Source organism: Bifidobacterium callimiconis, assembly GCF_003952005.1.
Classification (GTDB): domain Bacteria; phylum Actinomycetota; class Actinomycetes; order Actinomycetales; family Bifidobacteriaceae; genus Galliscardovia; species Galliscardovia callimiconis.
This window is the reverse complement of record NZ_QXGJ01000010.1, coordinates 59424-80728: the sequence shown is the minus strand read 5'-3', so window position 1 is coordinate 80728 and position 21305 is coordinate 59424. Positions and strand designations below refer to the sequence as shown.

Annotated in this window: 14 protein-coding genes and 2 pseudogenes; 6 read left to right on the top strand and 10 right to left on the bottom strand. The window is 62.4% G+C overall.

Features of this window, described 5'->3' with window-relative positions:
* Positions 1-464: 464 nt before the first annotated feature.
* The 3 genes from D2E23_RS09490 to D2E23_RS09480 are packed head-to-tail and all read right to left on the bottom strand — an operon-like array spanning position 465 to position 3033.
* Positions 465-1094: a TetR/AcrR family transcriptional regulator gene (locus tag D2E23_RS09490; RefSeq protein ID WP_126030667.1), complete on the bottom strand. Its 630-nt coding sequence runs from the start codon at positions 1092-1094 to the stop codon at positions 465-467.
* Positions 1095-1132: 38 nt separating this feature from the next.
* Positions 1133-1813, bottom strand: coding sequence for a GntR family transcriptional regulator (locus D2E23_RS09485; RefSeq protein WP_126030666.1), 681 nt, complete (start codon positions 1811-1813; stop codon positions 1133-1135).
* A 53-nt stretch (positions 1814-1866) separates the two neighbouring features.
* On the bottom strand, positions 1867-3033 hold the full coding sequence (locus tag D2E23_RS09480; RefSeq protein ID WP_164520770.1) for an Ldh family oxidoreductase: 1167 nt from the start codon (positions 3031-3033) through the stop codon (positions 1867-1869).
* Positions 3034-3818: 785 nt separating this feature from the next.
* On the opposite strand from D2E23_RS09480, the gene zwf reads away from it, so the two are divergent.
* Together zwf and D2E23_RS09470 are read left to right on the top strand one after the other, a co-directional pair.
* Positions 3819-5345, top strand: coding sequence for a glucose-6-phosphate dehydrogenase (zwf, locus tag D2E23_RS09475; protein WP_126030664.1), 1527 nt, complete (start codon positions 3819-3821; stop codon positions 5343-5345).
* Positions 5346-5428: 83 nt separating this feature from the next.
* Complete coding sequence (locus D2E23_RS09470; RefSeq protein WP_126030663.1) at positions 5429-6343, top strand: glucose-6-phosphate dehydrogenase assembly protein OpcA; 915 nt, start codon at positions 5429-5431, stop codon at positions 6341-6343.
* 159 nt (positions 6344-6502) lie between these two features.
* Here D2E23_RS09470 and D2E23_RS09465 read toward each other — a convergent pair whose 3' ends face one another.
* From D2E23_RS09465 to dnaA, 7 genes are all read right to left on the bottom strand, one after another.
* The gene (locus D2E23_RS09465; RefSeq protein WP_420897299.1) at positions 6503-6976 is read right to left on the bottom strand and encodes a DUF3566 domain-containing protein; all 474 of its coding nucleotides are present in this window, start codon (positions 6974-6976) and stop codon (positions 6503-6505) included.
* Positions 6977-7545: 569 nt separating this feature from the next.
* Positions 7546-10191, bottom strand: a complete 2646-nt coding sequence (gene gyrA / locus D2E23_RS09460; protein WP_126030661.1) for a DNA gyrase subunit A — start codon at positions 10189-10191, stop codon at positions 7546-7548.
* A gap of 178 nt (positions 10192-10369) precedes the next feature.
* Positions 10370-12445 carry a DNA topoisomerase (ATP-hydrolyzing) subunit B gene (gene gyrB, locus D2E23_RS09455; RefSeq protein ID WP_277596747.1) on the bottom strand — a complete coding sequence of 692 codons (2076 nt, stop codon included), beginning with the start codon at positions 12443-12445 and terminating at the stop codon, positions 10370-10372.
* Positions 12446-12879: 434 nt separating this feature from the next.
* Positions 12880-13386 carry a DciA family protein gene (locus D2E23_RS09450; RefSeq protein WP_093961093.1) on the bottom strand — a complete coding sequence of 169 codons (507 nt, stop codon included), beginning with the start codon at positions 13384-13386 and terminating at the stop codon, positions 12880-12882.
* Positions 13383-14789, bottom strand: coding sequence for a DNA replication/repair protein RecF (gene recF / locus D2E23_RS09445; protein WP_126030660.1), 1407 nt, complete (start codon positions 14787-14789; stop codon positions 13383-13385). The genes D2E23_RS09450 and recF overlap by 4 nt, the downstream gene beginning before the upstream one ends.
* 85 nt (positions 14790-14874) lie before the next feature.
* Positions 14875-15999, bottom strand: coding sequence for a DNA polymerase III subunit beta (gene dnaN / locus D2E23_RS09440; RefSeq protein ID WP_126030659.1), 1125 nt, complete (start codon positions 15997-15999; stop codon positions 14875-14877).
* A 542-nt stretch (positions 16000-16541) separates the two neighbouring features.
* A complete protein-coding gene (gene dnaA / locus D2E23_RS09435) occupies positions 16542-18269 on the bottom strand; it encodes a chromosomal replication initiator protein DnaA (RefSeq protein WP_126030658.1) in 1728 nt (575 codons plus the stop codon).
* 741 nt (positions 18270-19010) lie between these two features.
* On the opposite strand from dnaA, the gene rpmH reads away from it, so the two are divergent.
* The 4 genes and pseudogenes from rpmH (at position 19011) to yidC (ending at position 21276) form a co-directional block, all read left to right on the top strand.
* Complete coding sequence (gene rpmH, locus D2E23_RS09430; RefSeq protein ID WP_093961566.1) at positions 19011-19145, top strand: 50S ribosomal protein L34; 135 nt, start codon at positions 19011-19013, stop codon at positions 19143-19145.
* 39 nt (positions 19146-19184) lie between these two features.
* Positions 19185-19544, top strand: a pseudogene (gene rnpA / locus D2E23_RS11865) (ribonuclease P protein component); the annotation flags it as partial.
* A gap of 236 nt (positions 19545-19780) precedes the next feature.
* Positions 19781-20065, top strand: a pseudogene (yidD, locus tag D2E23_RS11860) (membrane protein insertion efficiency factor YidD); the annotation flags it as partial.
* A gap of 182 nt (positions 20066-20247) precedes the next feature.
* Complete coding sequence (gene yidC, locus D2E23_RS09415; protein WP_126030684.1) at positions 20248-21276, top strand: membrane protein insertase YidC; 1029 nt, start codon at positions 20248-20250, stop codon at positions 21274-21276.
* Positions 21277-21305 lie beyond the last annotated feature (29 nt).

The window sequence follows — 21305 nt, the reverse complement described above, 5'->3', positions numbered from 1 at the left end:
TGCGGCGCGCATATGGCGTCTGAACGTTCGATCGGCAACCTTTGTTTTTGCCTGTTCGCAACATTTATCGAACGTTCATTAGATAAGCATACTATACGACACGCCAATAAAGTATGTCAAATGGATAAATGAATTGGTTTGGAGTGCAATGATGCACATAAATCGTTGATATAACAGCGATATGCAGGTTAACCTCGATAAAGAGGAGCGCGATACTGTATATCTAACTGTAATTCGATATCTGCTCGATACTGGAGCAATATCACCTCATCAGTCGACTGTCGTCGACAGCTTCCCCTCAAGGGGAAGCCCGGCCTTCGGCCGGAGAGACGAAAATCCATATCCCCGGCTTCCCTCTCGAGGGGAAGCTGTCAGCGCAGCTGACTGATGAGGTGGCAAATAAAAAAAAACGGCATCGGCCGCAGCCGATGCCTCCGCTCCCGCTTACCCGGTAACGCCTCCACCTACCGATACGAATCCCACACTGGCGAGGGGAACAGCAGCCGCTCGAACGCCAGCCATTCGTCGTAGTAGTCGATCGGGGGCTCGCGCAGCCAGCGCAGCTGAATGCCGTCCATGATCTCGGTCGCCATGCGCACGGTCTGCCGCATGTTCTCCCAGCCGCCGACCTCGGGTGGCAGCTTCCACGGGTACTGAGAATAGTGGTCCCACACGCTGGCCGGACGATCCCTGAAGTACTCGTGCATCGGATGCGACTCATTGAACGACTCGGTCTCCAACACCATATACAGCTGCACCATGGCACGCCGCGCGGCGTTGTGCCGCGCCAGATAGCGCAGGTAGGCGGGGAAGTGCGGCGCTTCAGGGTCGCTGCCCGGCAGCCCGGATTCCAGAAAGTCCTCGGGCGAGCCCGACGTGTCGTAGACGTCGGTGATCAGCAGCGACAGCAGCCCTTCCTTGTTGCCGATGTAGTGCAGCAATCCCGGCTGGCTGATGCCGACCTCGTCGGCCACGTCCTTGAGCGAGATGCCGTTGTAACCGCGTTCGCTGATGAGCTTGACGGCCGCGCGCTCGATCTCGGCCCGACGTTCCTCGGGGGACTTGCGAATCTTCTTTTTCCTTGCCTCAGCCATGCGCACCACACTACCGCACCAAAACCGTTCGACCCCGACTACGCGCGGAAGAAGCTCTCCTGGGCGCGGGAGATGCGCAGATAGCCTTCGCGGGTGTTGTTGAGATGCGTTCGGATGGCCTCCACGGCCGCCGCCTCGTCCCCGGCAAGCACGGCATCAATGATCGCCACATGCTCCCGGTACGACTCGGTGATGCGCTCGGGCGCCACGGCCGAGAAGAACCGGATGCGCTGGCTCTGCGTCATGAGCGTGCTCATCAGCGAGGTCAGATACCGACTGCCCGCTTTGCGTGCGAAGTACATGTGGAACGTGTAGTCGAAGTCGTGCCCGAACGAGTCGGCCTCGACCTCAGGATTGTCGATGCGCGAAATCATCGCATCCCGGAATTCCTCGAGATCGCAACGCTCCACGCGCGGCATCGCCAGATGCAGCAGGTATGGTTCGATGAGCAAACGAACGTCGAGCATCTCCTGGAAGTCGGCCAGCGAGATCTGGTTGACGATCACGCCGCGCGAGGGGAAGATGCTCACCAGATGCTCTTCCGCGAGCTTGTTCACCGCCTCGCGCACGGGCATGCGGCTGAAGCCGAGCTCGGCGGCCGCACGCTTTTCGTCCAGCGCCTCGCCCGGCTTGATAGTGCACAGCACGATCTGCTCGCGCAGGTAGTTGTACGCCTGATCGCGCTTGCTTTCCGCCATGGTTCCGTCCGCCTCGCTCATATGCCGTTCCCGCCAATATTCGACATCTCAGTATACGAGCGAGTCTTCTTTCCTCAGTGGTCCAGCACGCCCGCGTACGAGATGCCGAGCCTGTCGCAGATGCCCCGCAGCTCCGCCACGGTCTTGTGGTACAGCGGCACGCCGTTCGTCATGCGGTCCTCGTACGCCTCGGCCTCCTTGTCGCCGTGCACGTAGATGCGCTTGCCCGGCACGGCGTGCAGTGCACGGATCTGATCGAGGTATTCGGAGAAGTTGCGCAGGATCGTGTCGGCATCGCCAAAGATGCGCGGGTCGATCGCCATGAATCCGTGGCTGATGCCCTCCACCGGGTCTCCCACCGCCGTGCGGTCGGTGGTCGCGCCCTGCGAGACGATGCCGGAGAAGAACTCCACAAGCACGGAGAATCCGTACCCCTTGTGTCCGCCCGTGTATTCGCTGTTGCCGCCGGTGGCGAGCAGACCGGCCTCGTTGTCGTAGCGCATGAGCCGGCCGAGCGCGTCGGTGGAGTCGTGGATCGGCTGGTTGTTCGGGTCCACCACCCATGCGGCCGGCAGATCCTTGCGCTGCTTGGAGTAGAGCTCCACCTTGCCGTACGCCACCACGGACGTGCTTGCATCGAAGAAGAACGTGTGCGGCCGCGTGGGGATCGCGCAGGCGATGGGGTTGGTGCCCAGCCATACGTCGTTGGCGTACAACGGGTATACGGCGGGTTCGGTGTTGGTCACGGAGAAGCCGATGAGTCCCTGTTCGGCGGCCAGGTTGGCGTAGTATCCTGCGGCGCCGTAGTGGCAGGAATGACGGACCGCAGCGATGGCCATGCCGGTCCTCTTGGCTTTGGCGATGGTCATCTCCATGGCCTGGCGACCGTTGAGCTGTCCCATGCGTCGATGGCCGTCGATGACGGTGCTCACCGGCGTATCGACCACGATCTCAGACTGCGCCGTCGGGTCGATCTTGTTGCCCATCTGCGCATCGTAGAGCTGGAATCGCTGCAGGCCGTGCGAGTCGATGCCGTGGGCGTCGGCGAACGACAGCACGTCGGCCACCACGTCGCCGTCGTGCGTGCTCAGTCCGTAGCCCTGTACGATCCTGCTGGTCAGATCGCGCAGCGCGTGCGCATCGTATCGATGACGATCCGCCGCCGACTCGGCCGGTCCGTCGCCGATGCTCGACTGCACGGTCACGTTCATCGTCGGTCTGGTCATCTGTGCAACGCTCATGGCTGTTCTCCTTTGAAAAACCTTGATTATCGTCGTCGATCGATCGGTTGAGACCGCGGTCTTTCCACAGTTCCCAACCGATATATCGGTTGGATATAGCATATTCCCGACGACGTTTGCGCACACGAAACGTTTCCACCAGTTGCATGACGCAAATCTCCGCACATCCCACCACCTCTGTTCCGCACACCCCACCGTGCCACTCCATACACCCCGCGGCGTCACCCCGCACACCCCGCAGCAGATGCCGTGCACCATACACCGATATCGCCCGCAGCAAATAAGGTCTCCATACCGTGGATCATCCCTCCCATCACGGTTGGATTCGTAGTATCTTTATCCATTTAGGGGGCCAGAAGCCGTCCGAGCCACATGATCCATGTCCCAGCTTCACGTACGACTTCGATCAATCATCGACATGTCGATCGCGTCAGCGTCGGCATACGCCGTCGTTCATGAAAACGGACACGATCGGAGCATGCGGTCCGCATGATCGGCCGGCCCGGCAAGACAATATGACCGACATCTCAGCACGACCGAGACCCGCACAACTGAACCAAACGAACCATAACCGAACATCGAACCATCCAACCCAGCGAACACCCGCCACTGAGATACACCGATACGCGCACGCATATCGGCACATCCGACGCATGCCGGCACGGGACGGTCACCGTCCAAACCCCGGCAACAGACTATTCGGCCGGCGTGGATTCTGTTAGACAGAAGCCACGTCCGTGTTGAATCAACGCAGCGGCCATCATTCGCTTTCAAGGAGGAGAGTCATGCCAGACTTCACCAACCCATTGCGCAACCCGCATGATCTGCGACTGCCCCGCATCGCGGGCCCGTGCTCGCTGGTCATCTTCGGCGTGACCGGCGACCTCGCCAAGAAGAAGCTGCTGCCCGCGGTCTACGATCTGACCAACCGCGGCCTGCTGCCCGCCGGCTTCGCGCTGATCGGCTTCGGCCGCCGCGACTGGACCGACGAGCACTTCACCAACTACGTGGAGGAGTGCGTGCGCGCCCGCTGCCGCACCCCGTTCAACGAGGCCACGTTCGCGCAGCTTGCGTCCGGTCTGCGTTTCGTCTCCGGCGCGTTCGACGATGCCGACGCGTTCACCCGTCTGTCCGACACCGTCTCCGAACTCGACCGCGACCGCGGCACCCGCGGCAACCACGCGTTCTACATGTCCGTGCCGCCGAGCGCGTTCCCCGTGGTGTCCCGCCAGCTCGCCGCGTCCGGCCTGGCCAAGTCGCCGGAGGGCGCATGGCGTCGAGTGATCATCGAGAAGCCGTTCGGCCATGATCTGGCCAGCGCGCAGGAGCTCGACCGCGTGGTCTCCGAGGTGTTCGACCCGAACTCGGTGTTCCGCATCGACCACTATCTCGGCAAGGAGACCGTGCAGAACCTACTCGCCCTGCGCTTCGCGAACATGATGTTCGAGCCGGTATGGAACGCGAACTACGTGGACCACGTGCAGATCACCATGGCCGAGGACTTCGGCATCGGTTCGCGTGCCGGCTACTTCGACGGCATCGGCATCGCGCGCGACGTGATCCAGAACCATCTGCTGCAGCTGTTCGCGCTCACCGCCATGGAGGAGCCGGTCTCGTTCTCCGCCGCCGATCTGGCCGCCGAAAAGACCAAGGTGCTCTCCGCGGTTCGTCTGCCCAAGGATCTGAGCCATCACACCGCGCGCGGCCAGTACGCTGGCGGCTGGCAGGGCTCCGAGAAGGTGGTCGGCTACCTCGAGGAGCACGGTGTGGACCCGAAGTCCACCACCGAGACGTATGCGGCCGTCCGCCTCGACGTCGACACCCGCCGCTGGGCCGGTGTGCCGTTCTACCTGCGTACCGGCAAGCGCCTCGGCAAGCGCGTGTCCGAGATCGCCGTGATGTTCAAGCGCGCGCCGCACCTGCCGTTCGAATCCACCGCCACGCGCGAGCTCGGCTCGAACGCCGTGGTGATCCGCGTGCAGCCCGACGAGGGCGTGACGCTGCGATTCGGCGCCAAGGTGCCGGGCACCGCCATGGAGGTGCGCGACGTGAACATGGACTTCAGCTACGGCAGTTCCTTCACCGAGGCCTCGCCCGAGGCGTACGAACGATTGATCCTCGACGTGCTGCTCGGCGACCCGCCGCTGTTCCCGACCACCAAGGAGGTGGAGCTGAGCTGGCGCATCCTCGACCCGATCGAGGAGTACTGGGCCACGCTCGGCCAGCCGCAGCAGTATCGTGCCGGCACGTGGGGTCCGGCCGAGGCCGACGAGATGCTTGCCGCCGACGGTCGTGCCTGGCGACTGCCGTGATCGACGATACGTGACAACGCAAGCGGTAACGCAAACGACATGAGCAAACGACATGAGCATGAGAACGAAACGAGGAGCGAACAATGATCGTTGAACTGCCGAACAGCACCACGGCCGAGATCTCGCGCCGTATCGACCAGCTGCACAAGGAGCGCGGCGAGTCCGCGCAGAGCCGTGTGCTCACGCTGCTGATCTCCACCGACGAGGACCATCTGGAGAGCGCGGTAGAGACGGCCAACACCGCCAGCCGCGAGCATCCGTGCCGCGTGATCGCCCTGGTCGCGCACCCGGAGATCAGTGAGTCCCGTCTGGACGCGCAGGTGCGATTCGGTGCTGATGCCGGTGCCGGCGAGGTGATCGTGCTGCGTCCGACGAACGGCCTGACCCACCATCTCGACACCCTGGTGATTCCGCTGCTGGTGCCCGATGCGCCGATCGTGGCATGGTGGCCGTCCAAGGCACCGGAGGATCCGTCCGAGGACCCGATCGGACGCATGGCCACCAGCCGTGTGACCGACGCCATGGAGTCGCCGAATCCGGAGGCGCTGTTCACCGCGCTGCGTGCTAACTGGTCGCCGCGTGACACCGACATGTCGTGGACGAGCCTGACCGTGTGGCGCGGCGTGCTCGCATCCATGCTCGATCAGCCGCCGTATCTGCCCGTCGAATCCGTGGTGGTACGTGGCGGCAACCGTCTGTGCGTGGATCTGGTGGCCTCCTGGCTGGCCGTGGCGCTCAAGGCGCCGACGCGCATCGAACGCACGGAGCAGGATACGCTGATGGGCGTGTACTTCCACCGTGAGGATGGCGTGACCAGTCTGGAACGCGGCGAGGGCACCACGGCAATCATCCGCCAGCCCGGTCAGGCCGAGCAGCGCATCTCGCTGCCTCGTCGTTCCATGGTCGAGTGCCTGAGCGAGGAGCTGCGTCGACTCGACCCTGACGAGGAGTACGCCGAGGTCATCACCAACGGCTGGAAGATGGTCGACCACTACTGATCGTCGGTTCTCCGCTCTCCTTTTCCGTGCGCCCTCCGAGGGAGGGAGCTGTCGCGCAAACGCGCGACTGAGGGAGGGCTGACACCCAAACAACCAAACAAGAAGGGCCTTTCCGAACACCTCGGAAAGGCCCTTACTTATCTACCCGTATGCGATATATCAGTCATCGCCCAGCGTCAGGTGCACACCGCCGACGAGCGAGCTCACCACGTTGTACAGGAACGCGCCGATGGTGGCGAGCACGGTGACCAGCACGATCTCGAAGATCGAGAAGATCGTCACGGCGCTCAGCACCTTGCCGATGCCGAAGAAGCTGGCGATGTCAAGACCGCCGCTGTCAAGACCGGTGGTGGAGACGATCTGCGTGATGTTGTCGAACAGACCGATGGAGTTAAGCAGCAGCCAGATCAGAGCCACCGCGATCACCTGGATCAGGGCGCCTGCAATGGACAGCAGGAACGACACCTTGGTGACCGACCACGGGTCGATCTTGGTAAGGGACAGCTTCATGCGGCGAGCGCGCGGAACGCTGGACTTGCGCTCGTTCGACTTGGCCGTCCTGCTGGCGGGCTTGAACGCCGCGGGAGCGGGTTCGGCGCCGGCCTCATGCTCGGCAACCTGCTCCTCGCTGATCAGCGGCTTGGGGGAAGACGCCGCGGAGCGGGACGTACGATGCCCCGGCTGCACCGGCTGAGCCTCGGCCACGGTCTCCTCCTGTGGCACTGACTGTTCGTCGCTCATTGAATCTCCTTTGGGAATTTCGCTCACGCAATGTCGCAGCGCGGAATCGTCGATCGGCGCTGCCTGCTGCTGCCCCGAGGTTACCAGCCTTTTGGGACGTGACGATTGGAACGCCCACGTTTCGTTGCCGTTTTCTCACGGCGGGTTCACGGGGCCGATGATAGGGGGCCTTGCCCGGTGACCTGGCCGCCCAAGCTCCCTTCAAAGGGAACCAGGGATAAAGCTCCCCTCAGTCCGCCATACGGCGGCCAGCTCCCCTCAGCGAAGGGAGCCACTGTTTTCATCCTGAGGCTCCCCTCCGTGGGAGGGGAGCTGGCCGCCGTATGGCGGACTGAGGGGAGGGCTCGATTGTTACAAGCCAATACTCCCCTCAGTCTGCTTCGCAGACTGAGGCTCCCCTCTTTGAGGGGAGCTGTCGGTGACAGCCGACTGAGGGGAGCCATTACCTTTTACCCGAGGCGTCAGGCCTCGGTCGGAGCCTCCGCGCCCTGCGCCTGCTGTACGTCCGAGGACACCTCCGCGTCCTCGTCGTCGTCCTTCTCCTCGTTGCGGGCGATGGAGATGATCTCGTCGCCCTTGTCGGGCTTGGCGAGCGTGACGCCCTGGGTGTTGCGGCCGGTGCGCTTCACCTCGGCCACGTCGGAGCGGATCACCTTGCCGGACTTCATGATGGCCATGATCTGATCGTCCTCGGCCACCACCACGGCGCCCACGAGCGAACCGCGGCCCTCGGCCAGCTGCATGGCCTTCACGCCGAAGCCGTTACGTCCCTGCAGACGGTACTCGCTGATCGCGGTGCGCTTGGCGAAGCCTTCGTCGGTCACCACGAGCAGGTCCTTGTCGGTGTCGCCGGACACCACGTCCATGGCCAGCAGGCTGTCGCCGTCGCGGAACTTCATACCCTGCACGCCGGCGGTCTGGCGGCCCATGGGTCGCAGCTGCTCGTCGTCGGCCTTGAACTTGAGGCTCATGCCCTTGCGCGAGACGAGGATGATGTCGTCGGTCGCGTTGCACAGGTTGGCGCCCACGAGCTCGTCGGACACGGTCGCTCCGTCGTCGCCTTCGCTCTCCATGAGGCGAATGGCGATCAGGCCGCCCTGACGCGGCGAATCGTAGTCGGCCAAGCGGGTCTTCTTCACCTTGCCGCTGCGCGTGGCGAGCACCAGGTAGTCGGCCACCGTGTAGTTCGGGATCGACAGCACCTGCTGGATCTTCTCGTCGGGCGACAGCTGCAGCAGGTTGGCCACGTGCGAGCCCTTGGAGTCGCGCGAGCCCTCCGGCACCTCGTAGCCCTTGATGCGGTACACGCGGCCGGCGTTCGTGAAGAACAGCAGCCAGTTGTGCGTGCTGGTGAGGAAGAAGTGGTCCACCACGTCGTTCTCGCGCAGCTTGGCGCCCTTGATGCCCTTGCCTCCGCGATGCTGTGCGCGGTATTCGTCGGCCTTGGTGCGCTTGATGTAGCCGGAGTGCGTGACGGTGACCACCACGTTCTCCTCGGCGATCAGATCCTCCATGTTGACCTCACCGCTGAACGGCAGGATCTTGGTACGACGTTCGTCGCCGTACTTGTCGACGATCTCGTCGAGCTCGTCGCCCACGATCTGACGCTGGCGTTCCGGCTTGGCGAGAATGTCGTTGTAGTCGGCGATCTTGCGCATGAGTTCCTCATGCTCGTCGATGATCTTCTGGGCCTCCATGTTGGCCAGTCGGATCAGCTGCATGGACAGGATCGCATCGGCCTGCACCTGGTCGATGTCAAGGAACTCCATCAGCTTCGGACGGGCGTCCTCACGGCCCTGGCTGGAGCGGATGAGTCGGATGACCTCCTCGATCGCGTCGAGCGCCTTGAGCAGGCCCTGCAGAATGTGGTCGCGTTCCTCGGCCTCGCGCTTGAGGTAGCGGGTACGGCGTTCAATCACTTCGAGCTGGTGGTTCACCCAGTGGCGGATGAACGCGTCGAGCGAGAGCGTGCGCGGCACGCCGTCGACCAGCGCCAGCATGTTCGCGCCGAACGTCTGCTGCAGCTGCGAGTGCTTGTACAGGTTGTTGAGCACGACCTTCGGCACGGCGTCGCGCTTGAGCACAAGCACGAGTCGCTGACCGGTACGGCCAGACGTCTCGTCGCGCATGTCGGCGATGCCCTGGATCTTGCCGTCGCGCACGCCTTCGCGGATGGACGCGGCCAGGCGGTCCGGGTTCACCTGATACGGCAGCTCGGTGACCACCAGGCACATACGGCCCTTGATCTCCTCCGTGTTCACCACGGCACGCATGGTGATCAGGCCACGGCCGGTACGGTACGCCTGCTCGATGCCCTTGTGGCCGAGGATCGTCGCGCCGGTGGGGAAGTCCGGTCCCTTGATGATGCCGATGAGCGCGTTGAGCAGCTCCTCGCGGCTGGCGTCCGGATGGTCGAGCGCCCAGTGCACGGCCTCGCCCAGCTCGCGCATGTTGTGCGGCGGGATATTGGTGGCCATGCCGACGGCGATGCCGGACGAACCGTTGGCGAGCAGGTTCGGGAAGCGTGCGGGCAGCACGGTCGGCTCCTGCGTACGGCCGTCGTAGTTGGGCACGAAGTCCACGGTGTCCTTGTCGATGTCGCGCACCATCTCCATGGCGAGCGGCATCATGCGGCACTCCGTGTAACGCATTGCCGCAGGCGGATCGTCACCGGCCGAACCGAAGTTGCCCTGTCCGTCGACGAGCGTGTATCGCATGGACCACGGCTGGGCCATACGCACGAGTGAATCGTAGATCGCGACGTCGCCGTGCGGGTGGTAGTTGCCCATCACGTCGGCGACGGGTCGCGCGCACTTGGAGTAGCCGCGATCGGGACGGTAGCCGCCGTCGTACATCGCATACACGATACGACGGTGCACGGGCTTCATGCCGTCGCGCACGTCCGGAAGGGCTCGTTCCACGATCACGGAGATGGCGTAGTCGAGGTACGACTGACGCATCTCCTGCTGGATGTCGGTGTGCTGGATGCGGTTCTCGTCGAGTTCCAGCTTCTCTCCGGCCTGCGGGCTGGTGGGCTCGAGCGAGCGTTCGGCACGCTCGTCGTTCTGCTCAGCCTCGTTGCCGCTGCTGTTGGTTTCGTCTGCCAATTAGTGTCCTTTTGTCATATTTCGGCTCCCCTCCATGAGGGGAGCTGTCGACCGTAGGGAGACTGAGGGGAGCGGGACCGCTCACCCTCGGCCTCCCCTCAGTCAGCTGCGCTGACAGCTCCCCTCAGAGAGGAGAGCCAGAGGAGTTGGGTCTAGCCGTTCGCTTTATTGACGCCGATCAGGCGTCAATAAAGCGAACATCCTTCGCGTTGCGCTGGATGAAGAGTCGGCGCGGTTCCACGTCGTCGCCCATGAGCATGGAGAACGTCTCGTCGGCGGCGGCCGCGTCTTCGATGTGGATCTGCTTGAGGATGCGGTGCGCGGGGTCCATGGTCGTCTCCCACAGCTCCTGGTACGTCATCTCGCCCAGACCCTTGTAGCGCTGGATGCCTTCGCCCTTGGGAAGCTGACGTCCTGCGGCCTTGCCTTCGGCGAGCTTGGCGTCGCGCTCGGCGTCGGTGTACACGTAGTCGTGGTCGCCGCGCGTCCACTTGAGTCGGTAGAGCGGCGGCATGGCAACGTACACGTATCCGGCGGTGATCATCGGTCGCATGTAGCGGAAGAACAGCGTCAGGTTCAGCGTGGCGATGTGCGCGCCGTCCACATCGGCATCGGCCATGATGATGACCTTGTGGTAGCGCACCTTGCTCAGGTCGAAGTCCTCGCCGTAGCCGCCGCCCACCGCGGTGATCAGCGATTCGATGGTGTCGGACTTCATGATGCGGTCGATCGACGCACGCTCGGTGTTGAGGATCTTGCCTCGCAGCGGCAGGATGGCCTGCGTCTCCGGGTTGCGGCCCTGGATGGCGGAGCCGCCTGCGGAATCACCCTCGACGATGAACAGCTCGCATTCCTCGGGGTTGTTCGACTGGCAGTCCTTGAGCTTGTCGGGCATGCCGGCGGTCTCGAAGATGGACTTGCGGCGCGTCGATTCGCGGGCCTTCTTGGCGGCGATGCGGGCGCGGGACGCCTCGATGCCCTTCTGGATGATCATCTTGGCGCCGGCGGGGTTGGCGTCGAGCCAGTCACCGAATTTGTCGGTCATCACGCGCTGCACGAACGTCTTGGCTTCGGAGTTGCCGAGCTTGGTCTTGGTCTGGCCTTCGAACTGCGGGGTGGTGAGCTTCACCGACACCACGGCGGTCAGGCCCTCGCGCACGTCGTCGCCGGACAGGTTCTCGTCCTTGTCCTTGAGGATGTTCTTCTCGCGGGCGTAGCGGTTCACGAGCGTGGTGAGCGCGGCACGGAAGCCCTCCTCGTGGGTGCCGCCCTCGGTGGTGGAGATGGTGTTCGCGAAGGTGTGCACGGACTCGGAGTAGGCGCTCGTCCACTGCATGGCGATCTCGGCGGAGATGCCGAGCTTCAGGTCCTCCGCGGCGAAGTCGATCACGTCGTCGACCACGGGCGTGGCCTTCTTCGACTTGACCATGTAGTCCACGTAGTCCTTGATGCCGTTGACGTACTGGTAGGTGACGCTCTGGTGACGCTCCTCGGCCGGTGTCTCGGAATCCTCGCCGGTCACCTCGTCGCCGGCCTGGTCCACGGTGCGCAGATCGGTGAGCGAGATCTTCAGGCCCTTGTTGAGGAAGGCCATCTGCTGGAAGCGCGAGCGCAGCGTCTCGAAGTCGTATTCGGTGGTCTCAAAGATCGCCGGATCGGCCCAGAACGTCACGGACGTACCGGTGTGCTCGTCGGGGCCCATGGGGGCGCCCTGCTTGAGTCGGGCCTGCGGCTTCTGGTCGATGTACGTCTGGGTCCAGTGGAATCCCTGACGGCGCACCTCGACGTCCACGCGAGTGGACAGTGCGTTGACGACGGAGATGCCCACGCCGTGCAGACCGCCGGAGACCGCGTATCCGCCGCCGCCGAACTTGCCGCCGGCATGCAGCTTGGTCATGACCGTCTCGACGCCGGAGATGCCCTCGCCCGGCACGATGTCGACCGGAATGCCTCGGCCGTCGTCGACCACGCGGATGCCGTTGTCCGGCAGGATGCTCACTTCGATATGCGTGGCGTATCCGGCGAGCGCCTCGTCGACGGAGTTGTCGACGATCTCGTACACGAGGTGGTGCAGGCCGCGCGGGCCGGTGGAGCCGATGTACATGCCGGGGCGGATGCGCACGGCCTCGAGGCCTTCGAGCACCTTGAGGTCGCTGGCGTCGTAGTGCTGGGGTGCGAGGGAGTCGTCGAGCTGTCCGTTCTTGATGTCGGCCTCGCTGATCTCGTCCGCGGCGTCGCCGGCGGGATTGTCAATGTTCTGAGCGGCGTTCGTTGGCACGCCTTCGTTGGTTTCTTCGGGCGAATCCTGGGTCTGGTCTGCCACCAACTATCCTTTCCATCTAGCCCTGACGCACGACGGGCCCGCTCTCACGTTTTCCACAGGTTTTGAGGTTTCCCCTAAGGGCACCATGCCCAAAATCTCGAAATATGGGGCCTTCCGCGCGTTTTACATACTGAGACTAGGGTACTACCATCTCCGGACCCTCACCCCTCTACGCCGCAATATCCGCCCACTCTTCACTTCCGACGCTATCGGCGGCACCGTGTCCGCCCATATTGCGTGATCCACAGTGGCAAATACCCGAAATCCGTTCTTCACAGCACGAAACGGAAGTTCCTTCCACCCCAATTCTTCCGTTTGGCGCTGCGAATCATCGATAACGGGGATTTGACACTGCGAATTCATCCTCAGTATCGGCCGCGGGGGCGCCATTGGCCGGTGAGGCGGTCGTTGGAGCCGTGGCGGACAGTGTCGGCGCGGGGGCCGGTGACGACGATGCGGTCGATCGGCATGCCTTCCAGACGCGATGCGATCTTCTCCTTGAGCTGCGGGATCATGTACGTGAGCTGCGTGGCCCAGACCGGCGATTCCGCACGGATGGTGAGCACGCCGCGGTTGTACGACGCCACGCTCGTGTGCCGTGCGATGCCGGCTCCCACCACTTGGTCCCAGTGCTGGCCGAGCTGCGCGATCATCAGATGCGGCCGCCAATGGTCGCGCTTGGCGATGCCGGCAAGCACCGCTCCGAGCGTATTCGGGTCGCGGCCGGGCTTGCCGAAGTTCAGCCATGCCTCCTCGGCGCGCTCCTTGCGCTTGGCGATGCCGGCGGCACGCTGCGTGTAGCGTTCGAAGACCTCGGATTCGAGTCGGCGCGGATCGAGCTTGAGGATTTCGGCGATCGGCGCGGTGCTCATCGGTCGGCGTCCTTGCCGGTCTCGGTTTCACGGGACGTGGAGGATGGCGCAACGCCAGCGGCCCCGTCTCCGTTCGCACCGGATTTCGTCATGAACTGGCTGATGTCGGGCACGGCGAACATGGCCTCCATGCGTTCGGCCAGTTCGCCCACGTCGATCAGATTGACCGCATCATTCACGTCGTTTTCGGACCCGTCGGCGGCATCGCCGTCGCCGTTCTCCAGTCCGTCCGGCAGATCGCCGCGCGCGGCCATGGTGATGATCACCTGACTCTGTTTCCTCGCGAAATCAACGATCTGACGACGTCGTGAATCGTCGAGCTGGGCGAACACATCGTCCAGGATCAGGATCGGCGTCGTCCCTCGTTCGGCGGCCAGCATCTCGAACACGGTCATGCGCAGGGCGAGCGCAAGCGTCCACATCTCGCCGTTCGACGCGTATTCGCGCGCCAGCATGCCGTTGAGTTCCACGATCAGATCGTCGCGATGCGGACCGATGAGATTCCGCCCCTGAGCCACCTCGCCGGGGTAGATGCGCTGGAAGTGCCGGCTGATCGCCGCATGCACCTGCATATCATGATCCGTCTCCTGCGCCAGCGCCTGCGGGATGCTCAGCACCTCCTCGAACGACGGCGCATAGATCAGACGAACCCGATTGCGGTCGCCGGCCAGCTGCCGGTAGATGCGCGAGAACGGTTCGCTGAGCTGTTTCACGACCTGCTGGCGCATACGGGTGAGTGCCACGCCGGCCTCGATGAACTGCCCGGTCCAGATCTCCAGACCGCTCAGCGCCGCGTCCACGGGGCGGCCGGCGATCTGTTGCTGACTGAGCTGGCGCAGCAGTGTGGACCGCTGCTTGGCGGTCTGGTTGAACCGCTGCAGCGTCTCGTAGTAGTCGAGATGCAGCTGGCTGGCCGACTGGTTGAGGAACGCACGGCGCGTGGCGGGGTCGGCGGAGACCAGACGCTGATCCTCGGGGGAGAAGGTGACCGACGGCACCCGGCCCACCACGTCGCGCATATACAGCGATTTGCCGGAGTTGATGCGGGCGCGGTTGGCGCCGCGAACCGGAATGGACACCTCGTAGGTGACGGTTTCGGTGGGGGAGTTGTCCGTTCCCGTGCCCGCCGCGCCGTCTTCGAACGATGCTCCGGCGCCGATGACCTCCGCCGCGGTCTCGTTCACGTTCGCGCGGATCACGGCGGTCTTCTCGCCGGCCTTGACCAGCGGCACCGAGCCGTTGGCACGATGGCTGCCACCCGTCGAGAGCACCTCGATCGCTTCGACGATGTTCGTCTTGCCCATGCCGTTGGCCCCGAACAGCACGTTCAGTCCCGGCGCGAAATCGAGCACGAGCTGGTGCCAGGAACGGAAGTCATCCAACGCTAAGCGAGAAACGAACATGAAAAATGTTACCTTTTTCGAAATTTGGTTGGTTTGGTTGGGTGCGACGCGATGTTACATGTCACACCCAACGAAGCGGAATCGATCAGTCGGTGAAGCGCATTGGCACAAGCAGATAGCGGTAGTCGAGCGACTCCTCGCCGTCGGCCTCCTTCTGCCCGTTGAACTCCACGGCCTTCACGGCGGTGGTCATCTTCATGCGCACGTACGGTTCTGAGATCGCGGACAGGCCGTCAACCAAGTAGCTCGGGTTGAACGCCACGGTGATCTCCTCGCCGTCCATGTCCACGGCCAGCGACTCGGTGGCCTGGGACTCGTCGGCGGCACCGGCGGAGAGCACCACCTCGTCGCCGGCGAACACCATGCGAATCGGGGCGTTGCGTTCGGCGACCAGGGACACTCGGCGGATCGCATCGATCAGATCGCCGCGGTTGAGCACCGCATGAATCGGGTACTCGTCGGCGAACAGACGGTCGACCGCCGGGAACTCGCCATCGATCAGCTGCGCGGTGGACACGCGACCGGCGTTCTCGAAGCCCATCAGCGACTGCTTCTCCTGATCGAAGTCAAGCACCACATTCTGGCTCGTATCAAGGGATCGCGCCACATCGCGCAGCAGCGAACCACGCACCAGCGCCACCGTGTCGAGCTCGGGATCCTGCGGAGTCCAGGTGAAGCTGGCGCGGGACAGACGGAAGCGATCGGTCGCGGTCATCACCACGCGGTCGCCCGTGAACTGCATCTTCACGCCGGTCAGCACCGGACGGTTCTCCTCGCGGGCCACAGCCACCGACGCCTGGGTGATCGCATGACCGAAAACGTCGGCATCAACCTCTCCCAGCTTGGCCGGAACGATCGGCAGATCCGGGTACTCGGTTTCAGGCATAAGCTGCAGCGAGAACGACGATTTTCCGGACGTCACGGTCAGCTTGGAACCTTCAGTGCTCAGATATGCCTTCTCGGCCGGCAGGCTCTTGGCGATGTCGGCGAGCAGCTTGCCCAGCACCACTGCCGTTCCCGGCTCATCTATGCCTGCCTCAATGTGATGACGAGCGGAGACCTCATAGTCGAATGCTGAAAGCTGCAGTGTTCCGTCGATCGCCTCCAGCTTGACGCCGGAGAGGATCGGGGTTGCGGGGCGTGCCGGAATCACGCGTGAGGTCCATGCGACTGCATCGGCGAGGGACGCGGAGTTGACTTCTGCCTTCATAAGAATTCTTATCCCTAACGTGTTGGTGAACAGTAAAACTTGATGAACCCAATTCTACCTTTGCGGTTGGCGAGTTATCCCCAAAGGCAAGGTCTGCTTATGATGATTGTGGTCATCCTAAGAACATAAACAAGTAATCGTAATAATAAGCCCTGTGGATAATGTGGATAACTCGATCGGTCCTTACTGTTGTTTGCCCTCGTCGCCTTCGAAAAATGTGGATAACTTTCGCACGGGATGTGGATAAGTGCCTAGGTTATCCACAGTTGCGTGGGACCCCTTGATTTTTCAACATTTTGGAGCTACTTATCAACGGCTTATCCGCAGGTTTTCCACAGGAAAATCGAGTGTTATCCACGGGCTTTCGCCGATGAAGTGGATAACTATGTGGATAACTTCCGGGATTTCGGGAATCCACCGGCGTGTTGGACGGCGACGAAACCTCGAAAATGTGGATAACCCGTGAGGCTGCCGCCGTTCTCTTTCATCATCCGTTTCGCTGGCCTTCTTTTCCAGACCACGGCCGCGCGTTAGTCCTAAAATCACCCCATTCCCGGATTGCTGTGCCGCTTGATCCGCCCAGTCAGTTCGTTCACGTAGTTGTAGACCTCACGCTTCTGCGCCATACCGGACTGGATCTTCTTGTAGGCGTGCATCACCGTGGAATGGTCACGGCCGCCGAAGATCTCGCCGATGTCCACCAGAGACAGACTGGTCAGCTCGCGGGTCATGTACATGGCGATCTGCCGCGCCAGCGCCACGTTCTTGGCACGCCATGGCCCCACCAGGTCGTCGAACGTGAGCTGGAAGTACTGGGCCACCTGCGTGATGATGTCGGTGGGCTTGATCTCTACTTCGGTGGTGAAGAAGTCCTGCAGCGTCTGCTCGGCCAGCAACCGCGTGATTGGCTGGTTGTTAAGGCTGGCCATGGCGGTGACTCGGGTCAGTGCGCCCTCGAGCTCACGGATGTTGTCGGTCACCTGTTCGGCGATCAGATCGAGCACGTCGTTCGGTATTTCGAGGTTGGAGATCTGCGCCTTCATGCGAAGGATTGCAATACGGGTCTCGCGGTCCGGCGGCTTGACGTCCACCGACAGTCCGGAGTCGAAGCGCGAGATCAGACGCTGTTCGAAGCCCTTGAGATTCTTCGGTGCCACGTCGGAGGCGATCACGATCTGCTTGTTGGCGTCGTGCAGCGCGTTGAACGTGTGGAAGAACTGCTCGAGCGTCGCCTCCTTGCCGCCGAGGAACTGGATATCGTCGATCAGCAGCACGTCCACCTCACGGTAGCGGCGGTTGAACTCGGCGATCAGACCGTTCGTCTGGGCCTCTCCCTGCAGGGATTCGATGAACTCGTTGGTGAACTCCTCCGAGTTGACGTACCGCACCTTGAGCTTGGGGTTCTCGCTCAGCGCGTAGTTGCCGATCGCGTTGAGCAGATGGGTCTTGCCCAGGCCGGATCCGCCGTAGATACACAGCGGGTTGAACGACAGACCAGGTGCCTCGGCCACGGCCAACGACACCGCACGCGCGAAGCGGTTGGAGTCGCCGGGCACGAACGTCTCGAACGTGGCATTGCGATTAAGATGCGTCTCCTCGTCACGGGCGACCTTGGCTCCACCCGCGGGAACGCCCGGAACTGCAATCGTTCGCTCAAGCTGATCCTTGGTCGGCACGTCGGCGAAATCGTCGAGCTTCTCCTGCACGAACCGGCCGGAACCCGGCATCGGCGTAAAACTTGCACGCGGTTTGGCTGGTTTTGCGGATGCGGGAAGGTCGGGCGATGGCAGGTCGCGAAGACCCTTGCGCACGTCCCGATCCGTGACGGCGGCCTTTGCCGTGGAGGACGAAGACGAAGATGCCGACGTCGCCCCGTCCGGGCCCTTTGCACTGCCCGCACGTTCCGCGGCAGTAGCGGTACGTGCCGTATCGGCACTGGTCTCATTCTGCTTTGCCGTGGTCCGGGACGCGGACCTGGCGTTCTTGGAAGCCGACGCCGGCGGCACGATCTTGATCAGCGGAACCAGCGGTTCGCCGCCATTCGCCGCCTGCAGTGCGCGGAGTACCGCCTCTTTGTTTTCAATGGTCAGACGAGTGATTTCGTTGGACGCATTCAGCACGATCATGGAGTCGAAAACGCTGACGGGCGTGATATCCTCGACGCAGCTCATGTCGCGAGGAGTAAGCGTATCGTCATGACGAAGGCTGCTGCAGGCGATCGTCCAGATGCGTTGTGCATCCTCGGCCGGCGTCGCGGTGTCCGAGCTCATGGCCTCCTCCTTCATGGTCGTCATAATCCGTTGTTCGGATAGTTATCCACATATACGTTGCAGATATACTTTTATACGCCCTTCCTGCAAAGTTATCCACAGGCACGCGTGTTGAAAATACTGGATTGTGAATAACATTTGTGTCGTTTGTGGATAAATATAGGCCAAAATGTGGATAACTTTTGGCGCAAGAACCGCGGAATTGCAACGATCTTCAGCGTGGACTTAAGTTATCCACAGCCTTGTATGTGGATGATTGTGGATAAATGTGCATAACTTGCGAGGCCTGAATTCGCGCTTCGTATGAGGCGGGAGAGGGGGCTCAGAGGGACTCCTTTTTCAAGAGAGACAGTTGCGTACTGCATGATTAGGATCTTTGCGGAGATCGGGCTTAGCTCCCCTCAGTCGGCTGGCGCCGACAGCTCCCCTCGCCATCGAGGGGAGCCTAAGGGGTTGGAGCATAAACACCAGTGGCTCCCCTCCTGGGGAGGGGAGCTGGTTGCCAAAGGCAGACTGAGGGGAGGGCGACACCCGGCGAGCTCGACTTCCCCGAATGCAGCTTGCCGATAGGGAACGGCCTCTTATACCAGAAACTATGTGAAGATCCCGTGGAAGTCGGCGAGTCCGGTTGCTGTAATCCCTCCTTCTGGTTTGACTCGGACCACTGGTCCTTGTATCTTGGAGAAGATTGACTCATTGAGATAGCCATGCCTTCGCATGGCCAAAACCGGGAGCATAACTATGAAGAGGACTTTCCAGCCCAACAACCGTCGTCGTCACATGAAGCACGGTTTCCGTGCCCGCATGCGCACTCGTTCCGGCCGCGCCCTGATCAACCGTCGTCGCGCCAAGGGCCGCAAGGTTCTGTCCGCCTGATTCGCGTACTGATTAACGCAAAGGCACGTCGGGACCCAAGTGGAACGGCTGAAAAGCCACCGCGACTTCGTTGGGGTGTTGAAGAAAAGGACCAAAGTATCCAGTAAGGATCTTGTGGTCCATTTTCTTGTTTGCGCACCTAACGCTGGCGACGGCGGCAGCGACGGCAAGGACACCGGCCCATCCCCATCGGGACGCAGGCTCGGTCTTGCCGTATCCAAAGCGGTGGGCAAGGCGGTCACCCGTAATCGGGTGAAGCGCCGTCTGCGCGTACTGGCGAAACGATACGAAAATCTACTTCCGCCGCACTGCGACGTGGTGATTCGGGCCAAGCCGAGTGCCGCGCATGCGGAGTTCTCGTCGCTTGACGAACAGGCGGCCAAACTGTTCGATCGTGTTCTGGTACGGTCGCGGAAGCAGAGCGAGAAGTCGGGCGGAGCTGAGAACGCAGCCGGTAAGAATGAGGAGGAGAGGCGGTCTACGATGCAGACCGGTTCTTCGAAGCAAACGGTGGCTGATTCCACCGAATCGCACACGCTGAACGATGTTCCTGCAGACGGTGATCAGACGACGACTTCGTTGGCACCTGAAGCGGCGAATCCGACTTCAGGTGGTCGGACAGTACAGGCCTGATCATGAATCCTGCGGTACGGGGAATGATGCTGGCGATCCGCTGGTATCAGCGTAGAATATCGCCGCTGTTCGGCCCCTGCTGCAAGTATTATCCGTCCTGTTCGCGATACGCAATGACCGCGATACAGCAGTTCGGCGCGATCCGCGGCACCATCCTGGCCATACTGCGGCTTATGCGGTGCAGGCCGTGGAGCCGCGGCGGCATCGACGACGTTCCCCAACGATTTTCGATCTTCTACCGATTCCGCTGGTCCAAGGCCCACGAGGAACCGCGGCTCACGCCGCTCGGCTACGAAACGGACTCCGGGCCGGTCGTCGAACCGGACCGCACGCCGGCAACGATCCTCACCGGTCAGTCGGACAATAAGTCGGACATCCCACACGCCGCAACACCATCATCAAGTCAACGATCCCAACGATCCATTGATCCCATCGTGCCAAAACCCGAGGAGGCAATCCCGTGACACCGATGAATCAGAACGTGTTCTATCTGGACAATTCCAGTTTCTTCGCGTTCTTCTACAAGATCCTGTATCCCATCGAATGGTTGATGACGCACCTGCTGAACATCTTCCATAAGGCACTGACGTTCATCGGCTTCCAGGATGGCCCCGGCATCGCCTGGGTGCTGTCGATCGTGCTGCTGGTGGTGTTCGTGCGTCTGTGCATCCTGCCGCTGTTCGTCAAGCAGATGAACTCGATGCGCAAGATGCAGGCCCTGCAGCCCAAGCTGAAGCACATCCAGGACAAGTACAAGGGCAAGACCGATCCCGCCAGCCGCGAGGCCATGAACCGCGAGACGATGAAGCTCTACTCCGACACCGGCGCGAACCCGATGGGCTCCTGCGTGCCCGCGCTGATCCAGTCCCCGGTGTTCATGACCATGTTCTACGTGCTGTCCTCCGTAAGCTACATCGCCCGCGGCGTGAAGGACCCGTACGGCGCGTTCACCGTGGACGTGGCGAAGGACATCGAGGCCACGCACGTGTTCAACGTGAGCCTGGCCGACATGTTCGGCACGGCCAGCGGCAGCGGCAAGATCACCGTTGGCGTGTTCATCGCCCTGATGTGTCTGACCATGTTCCTGTCGCAGTACTACAACCTGCGCCGCAACCTGCCGCGTGAGTCCATGCAGGGCCAGCAGTACAACATGCAGCGTTCGATGGCGTTCATCTTCCCGGTCATGTACATCTTCTCCGGCATCGCCTTCCCGTTCGCCGTGCTCGTGTACTGGCTGACCAACAACATCTGGACGCTGGCCCAGACCATCGTGCAGGTGGAGCACATGCCTACGCCGGGTTCCCCGGCCGCCGAGACCCGTGCCAAGCGCGTGCGTGCCCGCGAGGTGCGTCGCCGCGAGCGCGAGGGCCTGCCGACGATCGAGGAGGAGGAGCTCGCCAAGGCCAAGGCCGCCGAGGCCGAGCGCGCCGAGAAGGGCCATCAGCGTCAGCAGCCCAGCCGCAAGAAGAGCCAGCCGAAGAGCAAGCGCAAGAAGTAGCGCATCGCTCGGCGGCGCGTCACTGTTGT

Bases quoted from the DNA above. Each gene is read 5' to 3' on its own strand.
- dnaA (WP_126030658.1), bottom strand. From the start codon at position 18,269: ATGAGCTCGGACACCGCGACGCCGGCCGAGGATGCACAACGCATCTGG.
- yidC (WP_126030684.1), top strand. From the start codon at position 20,248: ATGAATCAGAACGTGTTCTATCTGGACAATTCCAGTTTCTTCGCGTTC.
- D2E23_RS09480 (WP_164520770.1), bottom strand. From the start codon at position 3,033: ATGAGCGTTGCACAGATGACCAGACCGACGATGAACGTGACCGTGCAG.
- zwf (WP_126030664.1), top strand. From the start codon at position 3,819: ATGCCAGACTTCACCAACCCATTGCGCAACCCGCATGATCTGCGACTG.
- recF (WP_126030660.1), bottom strand. From the start codon at position 14,789: ATGTTCGTTTCTCGCTTAGCGTTGGATGACTTCCGTTCCTGGCACCAG.
- D2E23_RS09470 (WP_126030663.1), top strand. From the start codon at position 5,429: ATGATCGTTGAACTGCCGAACAGCACCACGGCCGAGATCTCGCGCCGT.
- D2E23_RS09490 (WP_126030667.1), bottom strand. From the start codon at position 1,094: ATGGCTGAGGCAAGGAAAAAGAAGATTCGCAAGTCCCCCGAGGAACGT.
- rpmH (WP_093961566.1), top strand. From the start codon at position 19,011: ATGAAGAGGACTTTCCAGCCCAACAACCGTCGTCGTCACATGAAGCAC.
- D2E23_RS09450 (WP_093961093.1), bottom strand. From the start codon at position 13,386: ATGAGCACCGCGCCGATCGCCGAAATCCTCAAGCTCGATCCGCGCCGA.
- D2E23_RS09485 (WP_126030666.1), bottom strand. From the start codon at position 1,813: ATGAGCGAGGCGGACGGAACCATGGCGGAAAGCAAGCGCGATCAGGCG.
- dnaN (WP_126030659.1), bottom strand. From the start codon at position 15,999: ATGAAGGCAGAAGTCAACTCCGCGTCCCTCGCCGATGCAGTCGCATGG.